General features: G+C 45.4%; 17 protein-coding genes. 6 read left to right on the plus strand and 11 right to left on the minus strand.

Annotated features, from left to right (window positions below):
- Positions 1-31: 31 nt before the first annotated feature.
- The 5 genes from livF to EAE92_RS19275 all read right to left on the minus strand — a co-directional run bounded on the left by livF (position 32) and on the right by EAE92_RS19275 (position 4880).
- Complete coding sequence (gene livF / locus EAE92_RS19255; RefSeq protein WP_214069244.1) at positions 32-733, minus strand: high-affinity branched-chain amino acid ABC transporter ATP-binding protein LivF; 702 nt, start codon at positions 731-733, stop codon at positions 32-34.
- A 2-nt stretch (positions 734-735) separates the two neighbouring features.
- A complete protein-coding gene (livG, locus tag EAE92_RS19260; RefSeq protein WP_214069245.1) occupies positions 736-1509 on the minus strand; it encodes a high-affinity branched-chain amino acid ABC transporter ATP-binding protein LivG in 774 nt (257 codons plus the stop codon).
- A complete protein-coding gene (locus EAE92_RS19265; RefSeq protein WP_214069246.1) occupies positions 1506-2783 on the minus strand; it encodes a high-affinity branched-chain amino acid ABC transporter permease LivM in 1278 nt (425 codons plus the stop codon). Before EAE92_RS19265 ends, livG begins: the two co-directional genes overlap by 4 nt.
- Positions 2780-3706, minus strand: a complete 927-nt coding sequence (livH, locus tag EAE92_RS19270; RefSeq protein WP_214069271.1) for a high-affinity branched-chain amino acid ABC transporter permease LivH — start codon at positions 3704-3706, stop codon at positions 2780-2782. The genes EAE92_RS19265 and livH overlap by 4 nt, the downstream gene beginning before the upstream one ends.
- A 61-nt stretch (positions 3707-3767) precedes the next feature.
- Positions 3768-4880 (minus strand): branched-chain amino acid ABC transporter substrate-binding protein, encoded by a 1113-nt coding sequence (locus tag EAE92_RS19275; protein ID WP_214069247.1) that lies wholly within the window; start codon positions 4878-4880, stop codon positions 3768-3770.
- A gap of 390 nt (positions 4881-5270) precedes the next feature.
- Here EAE92_RS19275 and panM point away from each other — a divergent pair, with 390 nt between their 5' ends.
- Positions 5271-5669 (plus strand): aspartate 1-decarboxylase autocleavage activator PanM, encoded by a 399-nt coding sequence (gene panM, locus EAE92_RS19280; protein ID WP_214069248.1) that lies wholly within the window; start codon positions 5271-5273, stop codon positions 5667-5669.
- On the opposite strand, the gene EAE92_RS19285 is transcribed toward panM, so the two are convergent.
- Positions 5657-6796, minus strand: coding sequence for a glycerate kinase (locus EAE92_RS19285; RefSeq protein WP_214069249.1), 1140 nt, complete (start codon positions 6794-6796; stop codon positions 5657-5659). The two genes, panM and EAE92_RS19285, sit on opposite strands and share 13 nt — an antisense overlap.
- A gap of 293 nt (positions 6797-7089) precedes the next feature.
- Here EAE92_RS19285 and EAE92_RS19290 point away from each other — a divergent pair, with 293 nt between their 5' ends.
- Positions 7090-7491 (plus strand): DUF2599 domain-containing protein, encoded by a 402-nt coding sequence (locus EAE92_RS19290; protein WP_082301029.1) that lies wholly within the window; start codon positions 7090-7092, stop codon positions 7489-7491.
- 250 nt (positions 7492-7741) lie between these two features.
- Here EAE92_RS19290 and rpoH read toward each other — a convergent pair whose 3' ends face one another.
- From rpoH to ftsY, 4 genes are all read right to left on the minus strand, one after another.
- The gene (gene rpoH / locus EAE92_RS19295; protein WP_105398384.1) at positions 7742-8599 is read right to left on the minus strand and encodes an RNA polymerase sigma factor RpoH; all 858 of its coding nucleotides are present in this window, start codon (positions 8597-8599) and stop codon (positions 7742-7744) included.
- Between the two features lie 430 nt (positions 8600-9029).
- Complete coding sequence (gene ftsX / locus EAE92_RS19300; protein ID WP_214069250.1) at positions 9030-10004, minus strand: permease-like cell division protein FtsX; 975 nt, start codon at positions 10002-10004, stop codon at positions 9030-9032.
- Positions 9997-10662, minus strand: coding sequence for a cell division ATP-binding protein FtsE (ftsE, locus tag EAE92_RS19305; protein WP_040149253.1), 666 nt, complete (start codon positions 10660-10662; stop codon positions 9997-9999). Before ftsE ends, ftsX begins: the two co-directional genes overlap by 8 nt.
- Before the next feature lie 6 nt (positions 10663-10668).
- Positions 10669-12153 (minus strand): signal recognition particle-docking protein FtsY, encoded by a 1485-nt coding sequence (ftsY, locus tag EAE92_RS19310; protein WP_214069251.1) that lies wholly within the window; start codon positions 12151-12153, stop codon positions 10669-10671.
- Positions 12154-12311: 158 nt separating this feature from the next.
- On the opposite strand from ftsY, the gene rsmD reads away from it, so the two are divergent.
- The 4 genes from rsmD to EAE92_RS19330 all read left to right on the plus strand — a co-directional run bounded on the left by rsmD (position 12312) and on the right by EAE92_RS19330 (position 16488).
- Complete coding sequence (gene rsmD / locus EAE92_RS19315) at positions 12312-12896, plus strand: 16S rRNA (guanine(966)-N(2))-methyltransferase (RefSeq protein WP_214069252.1); 585 nt, start codon at positions 12312-12314, stop codon at positions 12894-12896.
- A 22-nt stretch (positions 12897-12918) separates the two neighbouring features.
- The gene (locus EAE92_RS19320; protein ID WP_036809366.1) at positions 12919-13182 is read left to right on the plus strand and encodes a DUF1145 family protein; all 264 of its coding nucleotides are present in this window, start codon (positions 12919-12921) and stop codon (positions 13180-13182) included.
- 255 nt (positions 13183-13437) lie between these two features.
- A complete protein-coding gene (locus EAE92_RS19325; protein WP_214069253.1) occupies positions 13438-14064 on the plus strand; it encodes a lysoplasmalogenase in 627 nt (208 codons plus the stop codon).
- Positions 14065-14208: 144 nt separating this feature from the next.
- The gene (locus tag EAE92_RS19330; protein ID WP_214069254.1) at positions 14209-16488 is read left to right on the plus strand and encodes a zinc/cadmium/mercury/lead-transporting ATPase; all 2280 of its coding nucleotides are present in this window, start codon (positions 14209-14211) and stop codon (positions 16486-16488) included.
- Positions 16489-16636: 148 nt separating this feature from the next.
- Here EAE92_RS19330 and tusA read toward each other — a convergent pair whose 3' ends face one another.
- Positions 16637-16891 carry a sulfurtransferase TusA gene (gene tusA / locus EAE92_RS19335; protein ID WP_214069255.1) on the minus strand — a complete coding sequence of 85 codons (255 nt, stop codon included), beginning with the start codon at positions 16889-16891 and terminating at the stop codon, positions 16637-16639.
- Positions 16892-16922 lie beyond the last annotated feature (31 nt).

Raw genomic sequence — 16922 nt, forward strand, 5'->3', positions numbered from 1 at the left:
AATTTCCCTTCCTGTGAAAAAGAATACGTCTCTATCCTCCCAAATACGCATTTCTCACAGCTTCATTAACCAATAATGCAGACCCACTGTCTTCCAGTACGATCTTACCGTTTTCCAATACATATCCTCGGTCAGCCAATTTCAACGCCTGATTGGCATTCTGCTCAACCAAAAAGATTGTCATCCCCTCTTCCCTCAACTGCTGAATAGTATCGAAAATCTGAATAATCACTATCGGCGCCAACCCCAATGAAGGCTCATCCAGCAACAATAACTGTGGCTGGCTCATTAAAGCGCGGCCAATTGCCAACATTTGCTGTTCACCACCGGACATCGTTCCAGCCCGCTGGTGACGCCTTTCCTGTAAACGCGGGAATAAATCATAAACCCGCTCAAGGCGCTGCGGATACTGGGTCCTATCAGCAAAAAAGCCGCCCATTGCCAAATTCTCTTCCACTGTCATGCGAGCAAACACTCTGCGCCCCTCAGGAACAATCGCAATATCCTCACGCATAATACGAGATGTCGGCCATTGGGTGATCTCCTTACCACGAAAAATAATGGAACCTTCGGTTGCTCTGGGTTCACTACATAAGGTACTGAGCAACGTTGTTTTTCCTGCGCCATTTGCACCAATTAGAGTGACGATTTCCCCCTGCTGAATATTCAGGCTGACCTGATGTAATACCTGAACTTCTCCATAATGGGCAGATACCCGCTTAAATTCCAACATAATTAATACACCTCGCCCAAATATGCCCGGATAACATCCGGGTTGTTACGAATCTCTTCTGGCCGTCCTTGCGCCAAAGACATTCCCTGATTAACAACATAGATACGATCTGATATTCCCATCACCAATTTCATATCATGCTCGATCAACAATACGGAAACTTGATGATATTCCCTCAATTCAGCAATTAAAGCATTTAGCTCTGCTGTCTCTTTCGGATTCAGACCCGCAGCGGGTTCATCCAGCATCAAAATCCGCGGACGAGCTACCATACAGCGGGCAATCTCCAAACGCCGTTGCTGACCGTATGCCAGATTACCGGCCTGTCTGTTTGCCAGTGGTAATAAACCAATCCGTTCCAGCCAAGTTATGGCCCGATCTACAGCCTTAGATTCTGCCCGGCGGAATGCCGACGTTTTAAAAAGACCGGCCAAAAGGCCCCTTTTCAGGTGCTGATGCTGCGCTACTAATAGATTTTCAATCACCGTCATCTCTCGGAACAACCGCACATGCTGGAATGTTCTGATAATGCCCATACATGCAATCGCCTGCCCAGATAACCCTTCCAGATGTTTCTCCCGCAGCTTTATGGTACCGCTAGTCGGACAGTAAAATCCTGTCAGACAATTAAAGATCGTGGTTTTCCCGGCACCATTAGGGCCAATAAGAGAAACAATTTCCCCCTGATTTAGCCTCAAGGCAATGTTGTTAACCGCCAGCAAGCCACCGAAGCGCATGGTCAGATCGGAAACTTGCAATAATGGCGTTGCACTCATGCTTGCTTTCCTCTCTGTACCTGCCGTTCCAATTTAACATGACGGCGTTTTGTCGGTAGCAACCCTTGCGGGCGCCAAATCATCATCAATACCATCATTGCCCCTAGCAGCAACATGCTGTAGGCATTCAGGTCACGCATCATCTCACGGGAAACCACCAACAAAACGGCCGCCAGAATCACCGCAGTCTGTGAGCCCATCCCACCGAGTACTACAATCGCCAGCACAAAAGCAGATTCAGCAAACGTGAAGGACTCCGGGCTGACGAACCCCTGCCGGGCAGCAAATAAAGTACCGGCAAAACCAGCAAATGCAGCACTGATAGTAAATGCAGCCAGTTTAATTCGGGTTGGACTTAAACCAAGAGAGCGACAAGCAATCTCATCTTCACGCAGCGCTTCCCATGCCCGGCCTAATGGCATACGCAGTAGCCGATTAATAATAAATACTGTCAGTATTACCAACAGTAACACCACCAGATAGAGGAAGATGACCCGATCACTAGGATCGTATTTCAAACCAAAGAAGTTGTGGAAAGTATCCCAACCTCCCTCTTTCACACCGCGGTTAAATTCCAACCCGAAGAAAGTCGGTTTTGGGATCTGACTGATACCATTCGGACCGCCGGTTATTTCAGTATTATTCAACAGTAGAATGCGAACAATTTCACCAAAACCAAGGGTAACAATTGCCAGATAGTCACCTCGCAATCGCAATACCGGAAAGCCTAACAACAGCCCCGATAAAGCCGCCGTTAACCCCGCCAGCGGCAAGCTTTGCCAAAACCCTAATCCGTAATAGTGACTCAGCAAAGCGTAGGTATAAGCGCCGATAGCATAAAAACCGGCATACCCAAGTACCAGCAACCCCGACAAACCAACCACGACATTCAAACCCAACCCTAGCATGACATAAATTAACGTCAACGTAGCAATATCAACACTACCACGGGATACAATAAACGGCCAGATAATTGCAGCAATAATGACCAATATTGCCAGTAACTTTTGCCCTTTGGTTGAGCCATCGAAATCCGGCAACGACCAATTTTTAATCGGTACTTTCTTCATTGTCTGCTGAACAACTGGACGCAATAGCTGGAACAGAAAAACAACCGCACAGCCAATACCAATCCATAACCATCGCACTTCTTCGGCACGATGGACGACCAACTTCGTACCGTCCAGCGACAACTGCATCCCCATCATAAAGACAGACAACACAAATAAAACGACTGAGGCGATAACGGCATTCATCCAATTGGCATGTTTCATACTTTTTCTACCTCTGGACGGCCTAAAATTCCAGTGGGCATAAACAACAGCACAACAATGAGCAGAGCAAAGGAAACGGCATCTTTATATTCTGTGCTCAAATAAGCAGAAGTTAGGGCTTCTGAAATTCCCAAGATCAAGCCACCAATCATCGCTCCCGGGATACTGCCAATTCCTCCCAATACTGCTGCGGTGAAAGCTTTCATTCCTGCCATAAAACCGATATACGGATTTATCACACTGTAGAACTGCCCCAACAAAACACCGGCTACCGCGGCCATTACCGCACCGATAACAAAGGTCAAGGAAATCACTCTGTTAGTATTGATCCCCAACAAACTGGCCATTTTCAGATCTTCCGCGCAAGCACGGCAGGCACGTCCCATACGGGAATAGCGAATAAACAGTGTCAATATCAGCATGGCAAGAAATGTCACTATCCAGATGGTCAGTTGCATTGCGCTAAGACTGGCAGAAAATCCATCGCTTTCACCTAATACCCACTGTCCGGTAATCAGGCTCGGCAAGGCCAGATCGCGAGAACTTTGTGACAGGCTGACATAGTTTTGCAAAAAAATAGACATCCCAATCGCTGAAATCAGGGCAATAAGGCGCTTGGAATGGCGAACAGGTCTGTAAGCCACTCGTTCAATACTCCAACCATAAGCAGCGGCAATGACAATTGATGTTAAAAAAGCGGCAGTAATCAGCAACCAGCCCAAATCAACTCCCATCATGATCAGAGCCGCAATCACAATAAAGGAGACATAGCTACCAATCATATAAACTTCACCATGAGCGAAGTTAATCATCCCGATAATGCCGTAAACCATCGTATAACCAATGGCAATCAATGCATAAGTACTACCCAGAGTCACTCCATTTAACATCTGTTGTAAAAAATAGAGAAATTGCTCCGACATACGTTGTACCTCTGGAATAGCAGCGCCTGACAAACAGGCGCTGACGACCATTCTGACGACTTTACTTCACAGAAGTGGAAGAACCATCTGCATGCCATTCAAAAATACCGAATTCGAACCCTTTTAGATCGCCAACGGCATTCCAGCTCAGTGTTCCCATGACGGTATCCACTGGATTCGCTTTCAGGTCTTTCACCAAATCCGTCGGTTCCATACTACCGGTACGGTTCATCGCCGCAGCCAGAGATTGCAGAGCAGCATAAGTTGTCCAGACGAACGGACCTGTCGGATCGCTTTTCTTACCTTTGATCGCCTCAACAATAGCTTTGTTTACCGGCACCTGATCGTAACGCTTAGGTAATGTGACTAACATGCCCTCGGAAGCGACTCCGGCGATATTGGATAGTGAGGAGTTACCCACGCCTTCCGGCCCCATAAAACGAATATTCAGACCGGACTGCTTAGCCTGACGCAGAATTTGCCCCATTTCAGGGTAGTAGCCGCCAAAATAGACAAAATCCACATTTTCTTTTTTCAGGCGGGCAACCAGAGCCGAAAAATCTTTATCACCAGCCGTGACGCCTTCAAACAGGACAATATTGGCTCCCGCTTTTTTCAACTTATCGAGAACAGATCGCGCTAGCCCCTCACCGTATTGCTGTTTATCATGAACAATAGCTATACGCTGAGGTTTAATCTTTTCAGCAATATATTTCGCAGCCGTTGGCCCCTGATCAGAATCCAGCCCGGTAGTACGCAGAATCATCTGGTAGCCACGAGTTGTCAGATCGGCATTGGTTGCCGCTGGTGTAATCATTATGACACCTTCATCTTCGTAGATGTCAGATGCCGGTTGAGTAGACGAAGAGCATAAGTGGCCGATAACATAACGAATGTTATCATTAATCACTTTATTCGCGACGGCTACAGCCTGTTTCGGGTCACACGCATCATCATATTCAACGCCCACCAGCTTATTGCCATTAATGCCCCCTTTAGCATTGATATCTGCAATTGCCTGACGGGCGCCAGTAAATTCCATATCACCATATTGCGCAACTGGACCAGACATTGCCCCCACAATCGCCACTTTGATCTCTTGCGCCCACAGTGAGTGACTCATCATCATGACAATACAACCTGCTAATAGGCTTTTACCTGTTATGACTTTCATTTTATTTATCCCCGTGTTGTTATTAATCTAATTTATTGTGCTTACCTTTTAGATCTCCGATTATCTAATGGGATAACCGTGATCTTTTGTGATCGCTGATTAGATAAAGTAATTTTTATGAATAAGATTTTATTTTTCATGTTATTAAAATAGCATTTCGTGCTTAAAATCAAATGAACAAGGTAGCTAAAAGCATTAATTACAGAATAAAATACCGCCAAAATTGATTGGAATTTAGACAAAATATAGTGTGATATTCTGGTTAAATATTAGTAAAGCAATCTTTCGCTCGAAATATCGATCATGTTAAAAACATTTTTCCAGTAATGTATAAAAGCGGTTACACGACACTCCATTGAGCTATTCAACTAAAATTAATATGGAAAAACCATGAAGCTAACTATTGAACAACTTACTGTTTTATCAACACAAGATACGATTGATCTGAAAAAAATATGGCCTCAGCAAACACCTGAACAGTGGCAAATCTATCTAAAAAACGGCAATAAACTGTTCGCTGCCCGTTTTAATGATAGATTACTAGCCGCAGTAAAAGTGACTTTCAATGATCAATCCGGCCTGCTTAAAGATTTATGTGTCCGTGAAATAACACGCCGCCGGGGAGTGGGTTTATATTTGATAAATGAAATAAAAGTTCAACATCCCACCATTAACCAGTGGAAATTAAACCTTGAAAAGTTTTCCGATGCTAACGACCCGGCATTAAAAGGTTTTATGAATGCTTGTGGTTTTTACTACGACCCCAAGTCAAATTCTTATTCTAGCTGACCCATTTTCCAGACCGCCGCCACATTGCGGGCAGTCACCCTCAAATTCTCATGCCCGCAAGCAAGAGCGTCAGAAAGAGAACAAACGCCGGGCATAATTGAGAAAACAGCATCCAATCCGTGCTCATGAACGATGCTATAGTTCTGACTTATACTGCCAACCAATGCGATGGTTGAAATAGCATACTTTTTGGCGATACGAGCAACACCAATCGGCGTTTTACCGTAAATAGTCTGGCTGTCCATTCGGCCTTCACCAGTAATAACCAGATCAGCGCTTTGGACTACCTTTTCCAATTCCAGCGTGGAGATAATAATATCAATGCCCGGTTGCAATTTAGCGTCCAACCAACCAAGTAAAGGAACGCCCATTCCCCCTGCTGCTCCCGCACCGGGTACGTCAATGACCTTACTGCCGGTCAGTAATTCAATTTTCTCACCATAATGGCGCAGAGCCGCGTCCAATTCTTTCACCATCTCTGGCGTCGCCCCTTTCTGCGGCCCGAAAATAACAGATGCGCCAAACTCACCACATAACGGGTTAGTCACATCACAGGCGACGATAATTTCAGTCTGTCTCAAACGCGCATCCAAACCAGAAAGATCAATTTTAGCAAGCCGACTTAACGCAGCCCCGCCAAGCTCCAGCTCTTTTCCATCAGAATCAAGCAAACAGGCCCCCAACGCCTGCATCATACCGGCACCGCCATCATTAGTCGCACTACCGCCAATCCCTAAAATTATCTTTCTGACACCTTTATTTAAAGCGGCCAACATCAGCTCACCGGTACCATAAGTCGTAGTTATCAGCGGATTGCGCTTTTCCATCGGCACCAAATGCAAGCCAGAAGCCGCCGCCATTTCAATAACAGCGGTTTCTCCATCACCTAGTACGCCGAAAAAACTATCCACCGGCTGATTTAACGGACCAGTAACCGACAGGTGTACAACTCTCCCATTGGTGGCTGCAACCATCGATTCAACCGTACCTTCACCGCCATCTGCCATCGGCAATTTAATGTATTCGGCTTGTGGATAGATTTCCCTAAATCCTTGCTCTATCGCTTCAGCGGCCTGTAAGGCGCTGAGACTTTCTTTAAATGAATCAGGCGCAATAATAATTTTCATAGATCCTCCGCAAGGAAACCCTCGACTTTAGAGAGTGTCGCAAAAAGCCAGCATTGAAAATAAACTCACAGATTGTGTATAAAAAGCCCTGGGCCTATGTGGCGCCAGACTAGGCGCCATACTGGCCAGCGGGATCTGATAAATTATGATCCAATAAAACCAGAGTGATCCACAATGTTTCATGTGTGACATTTAATGTACATAATGTACATATGGTAAAAAAATATTTTTCAATATTATAATCATAAATGGGTATGCCCATTATAACTGGGTATACACATTGACCACAATTTATGGGTAATTTAGGAGGTGATATGAAAAGAATAGGGTTTGTATTGTTGGTGTTATTCTTCGGCATGGCTGTTTTCCCTGCGAGCGCTAACAATGGGCACAGTAACTGCCGCCACGGGCCGTATATTGAATCGGGCAAGTGGATAAAGCGCTTTGGCAAGATGACACTGGCGGTTGTGCCAACCAAATGTGGCCGCAATCTTCACTTCGGTAGAACCAATGAGGCATTCAAAGAACTAGAGCGTAAGTTCAGCAACAGCCCACACTGGTACAATACGAAAGGTATGCGTAATCAGTTCGACTGCCACGTGGATATTGCCCGTAACAAAGATAAATGGAATCTCGATCCTTACCGTAAACATGTGGGGTATAGAGCAACGAAAAAAGCTGGCTGCAATCCATAATAATATCGTAAAAAAGGAGCAAAGGAGCTGAATCAGCTCCTTTGCTTTTCTGGCGATGCTCCCAATTTAGCAAAAACCGCCGTAAGCCTTCGTCCAGTGCGAATGGGGATCGTAACGCCTGCAATACACATATTTCATAGAATTAACTGAGTGAGATGACAACTGTGAAAAATGAAATAAAAAAGGCGATAAACCATTATCGCCCTTTTAATTTATTCATTGTGAACACGTTAACGCAAAATCACGCTATTTACGCCTCAATGGCTACACGCAATTTTTTCATGGCATTTTTTTCAAGCTGACGTACACGCTCCGCAGAAACACCATATTTATCCGCCAGCTCTTGCAGGGTAGATTTATTGTCATCATCTAACCAGCGGCAACGGATAATGTCCTGACTGCGCTCGTCTAAACTTTCTATCGCTACCGATAATTTATCAGCCGCATGGTTTTCCCAATTGTCCTCTTCAATGCCGTCTGCAAAATCAGAAGCTTTATCTTGAAGATACAGCACTGGCGCAACCGGTTGACCTTCCTGACTATCATCATCGGCAGACATATCAAACGCCATATCCTGCGCTGACATACGAGATTCCATCTCACGCACATCTTTACTGGTCACACCAAGTTCTTTGGCGACCATTTCTACTTCGTCCTGATTGAACCACCCTAAGCGCTGTTTAGTTTTACGCAGGTTAAAAAACAGCTTACGCTGTGCTTTAGTTGTTGCAACTTTAACAATACGCCAATTACGCAGTACATATTCATGGATTTCAGCTTTAATCCAGTGAACGGCAAAAGAAACCAGACGCACCCCAACTTCCGGGTTAAAACGACGTACTGCTTTCATCAGGCCAATATTCCCTTCCTGAATTAAATCCGCCTGAGGCAGCCCATAACCAGCATAGCTACGAGCGACATGAACAACGAAGCGCAGATGAGACAGAATCAGCTTCTTAGCTGCATCCAGATCTCCCTGGTAATGCAGCCTTTCAGCCAGTTCCTTCTCTTCCTCTGCTGTCAGCATTGGATAGGTATTAGAGGCACGGATATAGCCCTCCAGACTTCCTTGAGGAACTAACGCTAAGGTTTGCATTTCTTTGGCCATTCAAATCCTCTCAAATAAGGCTCAAATCGTTAGTATGGATTAGATTACATCTATGAACCAACGTTCAACATACAGCGGTACAGTCTATCACCAGAATGTGCATATTCAAGTTACAGATCCGTGGAAGAGTAATAATTTTAGCACCGACCATCCCTATAACGGGATCGCAGAACAAAAAATAACAGATAGTTTTATCTTTATGCAACTAACTTTATTTGTACTATCTCCTACAAATATTAATTCCATTTCATAAAAGTACCCGTCAGGTTCACTAAGAGAGTACAAGCACCTTTTTAATTAATTCTACACAGTAGAAAATCGTGATTTTGGATTTAAGTCAGTGAATAAGAAACTCTTACCTAAGGAAAAAAGGAGATGATTATTGCGTTGTCAGGCTGATCTCGCTCAGCCTGTTGAAAAGATTATCGTTTTATTCTGGCGTAAAATGGCGCAAATGCTGAGTTGTCGCCAACCAGGCAGCGGCCCAACCAATCATCGCGGAGAGCAAAACCAGCAGCAGGGACTCATCCCATGAAAGCCCATGTAAATTAAATGTCGTGCCAAACACGCTGGCAACCTGGGTGACAACATCAGAAAGTTTCCACACCAACAGGGCAGACAGAATTAACGATAAAATTGCCCCCAAAGCCCCCAACAAAACACCGCCATTGAGGAACGGGCGCAAAATAAAGCCATCCGTTGCACCAATAAGCTTCATCACGTTAATCGTATCACGATGACTGAAAATAGTGAGACGCACACTATTACCAATGACCAAAAACAGCGCAACGATCATCAGAATACCGATCACTGTCGCAATCTGACCGATAAGACCTGTCAGCGCCGCCAGACGAGCAAACCAGCTATCATCCATCCGAACTTCTTCAATACCTTTAACCTGAGAAACTCTGTCACGCAGCGTGGTTAACGTCTGTGAACTCTGAAAATCGATTTTCGGTGTGATAATAGCCACCGCGGGCAACGGATTCTCTTCCAGCATATCCAGCGCGTTACCAAAACCAGACCAAGCGCGGAATTCTGTCATAGCTTCCTGACGTGAGAGATAGTTGACATTATCCACACCATCAAGTGCTTTTAGATCAGTTATTAATTTCTGAGCACTGCTATCATCCAGTGATTTATCGAGATATACCGTCAGTTGAGGGGTGGGATACCATTTTTCCGCAGCCTGGCTGACATTCTTCCACACAATGTAACAAACACTTGGTAATGTCAGGGAGATCGCAATCACCATCACCGTCAACAACGTTGCCAACGGCTGACGTGACATATCTGTCAACGTATTTATCCAAGCATAGCGCCACTGCTCGCGCCATCCTCCTTGTAAAACTTTACTTTTCGATCTTGTTACTTTCCCCGCTGCCTTACGCACATTTTTAACCATGATGCTCTCCCGCCATACGGCCCTGGCTCAGAGTCAGGATACGATATTTCCGTCTTTCGATCAGTGCCATATCATGGGTCGCTATCAGCACTGTCACTCCTACCCGATTAAATTCTTCAAACAGTCGTAAAATCCCCTCTGACAACTCACCATCCAAATTACCGGTAGGTTCATCCGCCAATAAAACAGTCGGCTTATTCACAACTGCACGAGCAATGCCGACACGTTGTTGTTCTCCCCCTGAAAGCTGAATTGGGAAATTTTTCGCTTTGTCCAGCAGACCAACCTTATCCAGAGCCGCAGAAGTCCGACGACGGATATCTTCCGAACTGGCGCCTGAAATAATCAGCGGCATTGCCACATTATCGTATACCGTCCGATCCAGCAGCAGATGATGATCCTGGAAAATCATACCAATCTGCCGACGCAGAAAAGGTACCTCACGGCTTTTTAACCGACTGATATCATGACCGGCAAACCAGATATGCCCGGCGCTAGGCCGCTCAATGCCACAGATGAGTTTCAGCAAGGTACTTTTACCTGCCCCTGAGTGACCGATTAGAAATGCCATTTCCGCAGGGCGCAAATGAAAATCCACCCCTTGCAGGGCTTGCCGTCCCCCCAGATAAGCTTTACTGACCTGTTCAAAGCGAATCATAGGTAATTAATCCTCTCGGGCAAAAAGTGCCTCTATAAAGTCGTCTGCCTTAAATGGCCGTAGATCTTCAATTCCTTCACCAACCCCAATATAACGGATAGGAATTTCAAATTGATCAGCAATGGCGAAAATTACCCCACCTTTGGCAGTACCATCCAATTTTGTCAATGAGATACCTGTCAACCCAACAGCTTCATGGAACAGCTTAGCCTGACTTATCGCATTCTGACCGGTACTCGCATCCAATGTCAGCATAATTTCATGTGGAGCATTTTCATCCAGTTTTTTCATCACCCGGACAATCTTCTTTAATTCTTCCATCAGATGAGATTTATTTTGCAAACGACCGGCGGTATCTGCAATGAGTACATCTACACCTTTAGCTTTAGCTGACTGAATAGCATCGAAAATCACGGAAGCGGGATCAGCGCCAGTATGTTGTGCTACCACCGGAATATGGTTACGTTCCCCCCACACCTGTAGCTGTTCAACGGCGGCGGCACGGAAGGTATCTCCGGCTGCCAGCATGACAGATTTACCTTGTGCCTGGAATTGACGAGCCAATTTACCAATGGTCGTGGTTTTTCCCACACCATTAACACCAACCATCAAAATGACGTATGGTGTTTTTCCTTCAATGTCCAAAGGCTGATTCACTTTAGTCAGAATACCAGACATCTCTTCTTTGAGTTTGGCATACAAGGCTTCTGCATCTTTTAGCTCTTTACGGCTGGCATGCTCTGTCAAACTGCTAATGATTTTACGGGTAGTATCAACACCAACATCGGCAATTAATAACTGCTCTTCCAATTCATCAAACAGATCATCATCAATCTTTTTACCACTGAATAGGCTAAGAAAACCGGACCCTAGATTCTGACGAGTTTTAACCAAACTGCGTTTCAAACGAGAGAAAAAGCCCTCTTTAGTCGGGCGCTCTTGCTCTTTTAATATAACTGGCGTTAGCTGTTCACTTTGTACTTGTTCCGCCGCCAATCTTGCGGCTTCCTCAGCTAAACGCTGTTGTTCTGCCTGCTCCGCCGCTAACCTTGCGGCTTCCTCGGCCAAACGTTGCTGTTCTGCCTGCTCCACCGCCAACCTTGCGGCTTCCTCAGCTAAACGCTGTTGTTCTGCCTGCTCCGCCGCCAACCTTGCGGCTTCCTCAGCTAAACGCTGTTGTTCTGCCTGCTCCGCCGCCAACCTTGCGGCTTCCTCGGCCAAACGTTGCTGTTCTGCCTGCTCCGCCGCCAACCTCGCGGCTTCCTCGGCCAGACGTTGCTGTTCTGCCTGCTCCGCCGCCAACCTCGCGGCTTCCTCAGCTAAACGCTGTTGTTCTGCCTGCTCCGCCGCCAACCTCGCGGCTTCCTCGGCCAAACGTTGCTGTTCTGCTTGCTCTGCCTGCTCCGCTGCCAATTGTTCTTCTTTTTGCTGCTCTTCCTGACGGCCACGCCCGAACCAGGAGAAAAAGCCTCTTTTTTTCTCTTTTGCCATTAGCCACTGCACTCCTCAAGGTTAAATCATGGCGTTACAACAAGGAATAATAACGAAATTAGAGTCAGTCTAACATTTTCGTAATAGCTCAACACATATCAATCATGAATTTCATGGTAAATTAATGCCTGTAAGTCTTAACAACTGTTACGCAAATTATGGCAAAGAAACCACAACGGCAATCGATGGGACAAATCCGTATTATTGGCGGAAAATGGCGAGGCCGGAAATTACCTGTACCGGATAGCCCCGGATTACGTCCAACGACAGATCGCGTCAGAGAAACGCTATTTAACTGGCTAGCCCCGGTTATTCAGGAAGCACACTGCTTAGATTGCTATGCAGGAAGCGGAGCACTTGGATTAGAGGCACTTTCTCGTTATGCAGCACAAGTTACCCTGATTGAATATGAACGTAATATAGCCAAACAGCTTTCCACGAATTTGGATTTGCTCAGTGCCCAAAATGCCAAGGTCATAAACGACAGTGCATTAACCTATTTATCCCAATCAGGAAAACCCTACGATGTCGTTTTCCTTGATCCTCCTTTTCGTAAAGGCATGCTTAACGAAACCATAAAATTATTGGAAGAGCAAAATTGGCTGGCGGATGAAAGCTGGATTTATGTTGAGGCTGAATCTGAATCAACGGCGATTGATGTGCCTGTTAACTGGCAACTTCATCGTGAAAAAGTCGCCGGACAAGTCGCATACCGGCTCTATATCCGTTATTTACCTGCATAATGATTACCTTGGAGTAACACTGATGTTTATTCAATTGGGCAAACTGTTAATGATCTGCGTTTGGGGATTTCTGATCTTTAACCTGATCCATCCATTTCCAAAACCATTGAAGTATTTTATGGATGTCGCCATGATTTTCATGGTGGTCATGCATGCATTTCAAATGCTGCTTCTGAAAGCCAGTCAGCCAAAAGAGCAAAAACTCTCTAGCCTGATGCAAACCAAAATCTTCTTTTTTGGTGTCTTTGAGCTACTGTCAATGCAGAAAAAACAACGGAAAGAGTAAAAGCCATCACCTCAAATAGTGGTCACAGCCCCACAACACCCGGAAAGTATATACAATTATGTGAGGAATGATTCATTTCATTCCCCTTTCCGGTATGAGTCCAAAAACTGTCGCCATCTATCTCAAACAGATAAACCATTTTTTAATTCACTGCCTATTTCCGCACAGATACTTAAACCAATCATCATTATTTCAGTATATATTCTGATAGTAAGAGAGCTGACCCCTTATCCATCACTTATTTAAGGAACGAAGATGAGCTGGCCATTTATCGCAGTATTTTTTTCTGGTTGGTTGTATGTTGACGCAGCTTACCGTGGTCCAAACTGGCAAAGGTGGCTATTTAGGCCAATCACTTTACTATTGTTGTTATTGTGGGCATGGCAAGCGCCTGAGCTGCATATTTCAGGTTATTTAATCTGTCTTGGGTTATTGACTGCTTTAATATCAGATGCCCTGCGCATGCTCCCCAGTAAGTATTCACTATTCTCTCTAAGCACATTATTACTCTGTTATCTGCTCTACACGATAAGCTTTGTATCACAGATGAATTTCAGTTTCTTCTTCCCGTTGCCATTAATTTTGCTGGTTCTAGGTTCCATTATTCTGCTGGTTATTTGGAATAAACTGGAGGAAATGCGCTGGCTGGTTGTTGCCTCTGTCGTTATGCTCCTGATAATGGTGTGGATGGCAGGTGAGCAATACTTCTCCCTTAATACAGCGTATGGTTTCTCTCTGTTAGCAGGCACTATCTTGTTGTTACTGTCACATAGTTTCTGGTTGATTAACCATTACCGGTTCCAATTCAAATCTTCTAAGGCGATTGTGGCAACCTGTTATTTTATCGGTCATTTTCTAATTATTCGTTCCCTTTATCTTTAAGAGAAAAATTATATTGAAAATGAACAACCGTACTCAGTCGCACAATTTACCCATTTATTTTCTTTTTTTGTTTGACTCTAGAGTAGGCTCCAAAGTGTAGAGTTTGCTCATTATCTTTGAGTTAACTCTGTTCAGGGGGAGTCCATGTACTCAAATTCAAACAAAAATAGTGCTCATCAACATAACCACCAGCATGGAAGCTGCTGTGCGACTACCGCTTGTTCAGATCAGGCTAAACAAGTTAGTGAGCATTTACATAATCATGAACATGGTAAGACTTGCTCACATAAGCATAGCCATTCCCATGATGCACAAGAGACACAAGCACCTGAGCTTTTGGCGAGCCAACGTTTCAGTTGGGTGGTTAATGGTATGGATTGTCCAAGCTGCGCCCGAAAAATTGAAACCGCGGTCAGCAAAATTCCAGAAGTGAAACAAGCCAAGGTTCTATTCGCCACAGAAAAGCTAGTCGTGGATGCGGATACAGATATCCGTTCGGCAGTTATTCAAGCCGTTAATCAGGCTGGATTTGCTCTACGCAATTCCGATTCAAGTCAGAAAGCAGCAAAAAGCAGCCGCTGGAAAGAATTTGCCCCGATCATCACTCTTTCACTGATGATGCTGATAAGTTGGGGAATCTCTCACATCAATCCCTCATTTGGCCGTATTGCCTTTATTATCACCACCGTGATTGGATTGGCGCCTATCGTTACCAAAGCCTGGCAGCTCATACGATCAGGCACGCCATTCGCCATTGAAACATTAATGAGTGTTGCCGCCATCGGTGCGCTGTTTATCGACGCCACCGCTGAAGCGGCAATGGTACTACTGCTGTTTATGCTTGGTGAAATGTTGGAAGCTTATGCTGCCGGCCGTGCTCGTCGAGGGGTTAGTGCATTGATGGCATTGGTGCCCGAAGAAGCATTACTGGTAAAAAATGGTGAGAAAAGAACTGTTCCAGTTTCAGACCTTCGTCCTGGCGATATTATTGAGATTGCTCCCGGCGGACGTTTACCCACTGACGCAGAATTACTCAATTCATTCGCCAGCTTTGATGAAAGCGCGCTGACAGGCGAATCTATTCCGGTTGAACGAATGCAGGGAGAAAAAGTTCCGGCAGGTTGTTTGTCCGTGGATCGTGCCGTCCAAATGAAAGTGCTGTCCGAACAGGGCAACAATGCCATTGACCGTATTCTGCAACTAATTGAAGAAGCCGAAGAACGCCGCGCACCGATTGAGCGCTTCATTGACCGTTTTAGCCGGATTTACACTCCGCTGATTATGCTGTTTTCTGCGTTGGTTATCATCATTCCACCGACTGTATTCAGCCAACCTTGGGAAACATGGATCTACCGAGGTCTGACTTTACTACTGATCGGTTGCCCTTGTGCTTTGGTGATTTCCACACCCGCCGCGATTACCTCTGCCCTTGCAGCCGCAACCCGCCGAGGCGCCTTGATTAAAGGCGGTGCGGCGCTGGAGCAATTGGGACTAATCACCACAATCGCTTTTGATAAAACCGGTACGCTGACCGCCGGTAAACCACAAGTCACAGATGTACAACCAGTAGAAAATATCAGCGAATCTCAGTTATTAACTTTGGCTTCCGCAGTAGAAAGTGGCTCTCACCACCCACTGGCTAAAGCCATTTTGCAATACGCAGAAAGTAAACAGGTTAATATCACCGAAGCTGAACAGCGTAAAGCGTTGGCGGGGGTTGGTGTTGAAGGTCAGTTAGACGGTAAGCGAATTCTCGTCAGCGCACCCGGAAAACTGCCAGAAAATACGTTATCTGATCATTGGAAACAAAAAATTGTTCAGTTAGAAGGTTGCGGTAAAACCGTTGTCGCCGTGATGCATGATGAACAATTTACTGGCCTTATCGCAATGCAAGATACGTTACGTCAAGATGCCATTGATGCTATCCGTTTACTGAAAGATCAAGGCATTAAATCAGTAATGTTGACGGGGGATAACCCACGCGCCGCAACGGCAATTGCAGGTCAGTTAGGAATAGATTTCCGCGCCGGGCTAATGCCGGAAGATAAAGTCAAGGCAGTCATTGCATTGAATAAAGATCACAACACAATGATGGTCGGCGACGGCATCAATGACGCACCCGCAATGAAAGCTTCCAGTATCGGTGTAGCGATGGGAAGCGGTACCGACGTCGCTCTGGAAACCGCAGACGCGGCATTGACTCACAACCGTCTGACAGGTTTGTCGGAAATCATCACCCTTTCCCGCGCAACGCATAATAATATCCGCCAAAACATAGCTATTGCCTTGGGACTAAAAGGAATCTTCCTCGTCACCAGCTTATTGGGTATCACAGGCTTGTGGATGGCGGTATTGGCGGATTCTGGCGCAACCGCTCTTGTGACGGCAAACGCGGTAAGGTTATTGAGGATTAAGCTGAAATAACGAAAATCGCCTAGCTACTAAGGATATGAGTCTTATTACCGGCTCATATCCTATGCTATAGCAAGATGAATTCAGTGATAAAAGTTCATTGACGTTCGAAGGCATGGTAAAAAGCAAAAGCGTTCATTTCTCAACCTGGCTGTTATATTCAGAGTTGGCTCTCTTTTTTCCGAACCAGATAGCGATAAGGCATTTGTTCCGTTTCTTGCGCAACCAACTGGTGCTCCATAAAACGGCAGAAACTAGGAATATCCCGCATAGTTGCTGGATCATCAGCAAGAATTAATAACATCTGCCCTGCTTCCATATGACGCACGGTTTTCCGTACCATCATCACCGGTTCAGGACAGCGAAGCCCTTGTGTATCAAGGGTCTTGTCTGGATTAATAAACACATCGGGCATAACTTATCTCTACAATTTCAGGCAATCTATG

The sequence above is a fragment of the Photorhabdus hainanensis genome, assembly GCF_018448965.1.
GTDB classification, from domain to species: Bacteria; Pseudomonadota; Gammaproteobacteria; order Enterobacterales; family Enterobacteriaceae; genus Photorhabdus; species Photorhabdus akhurstii.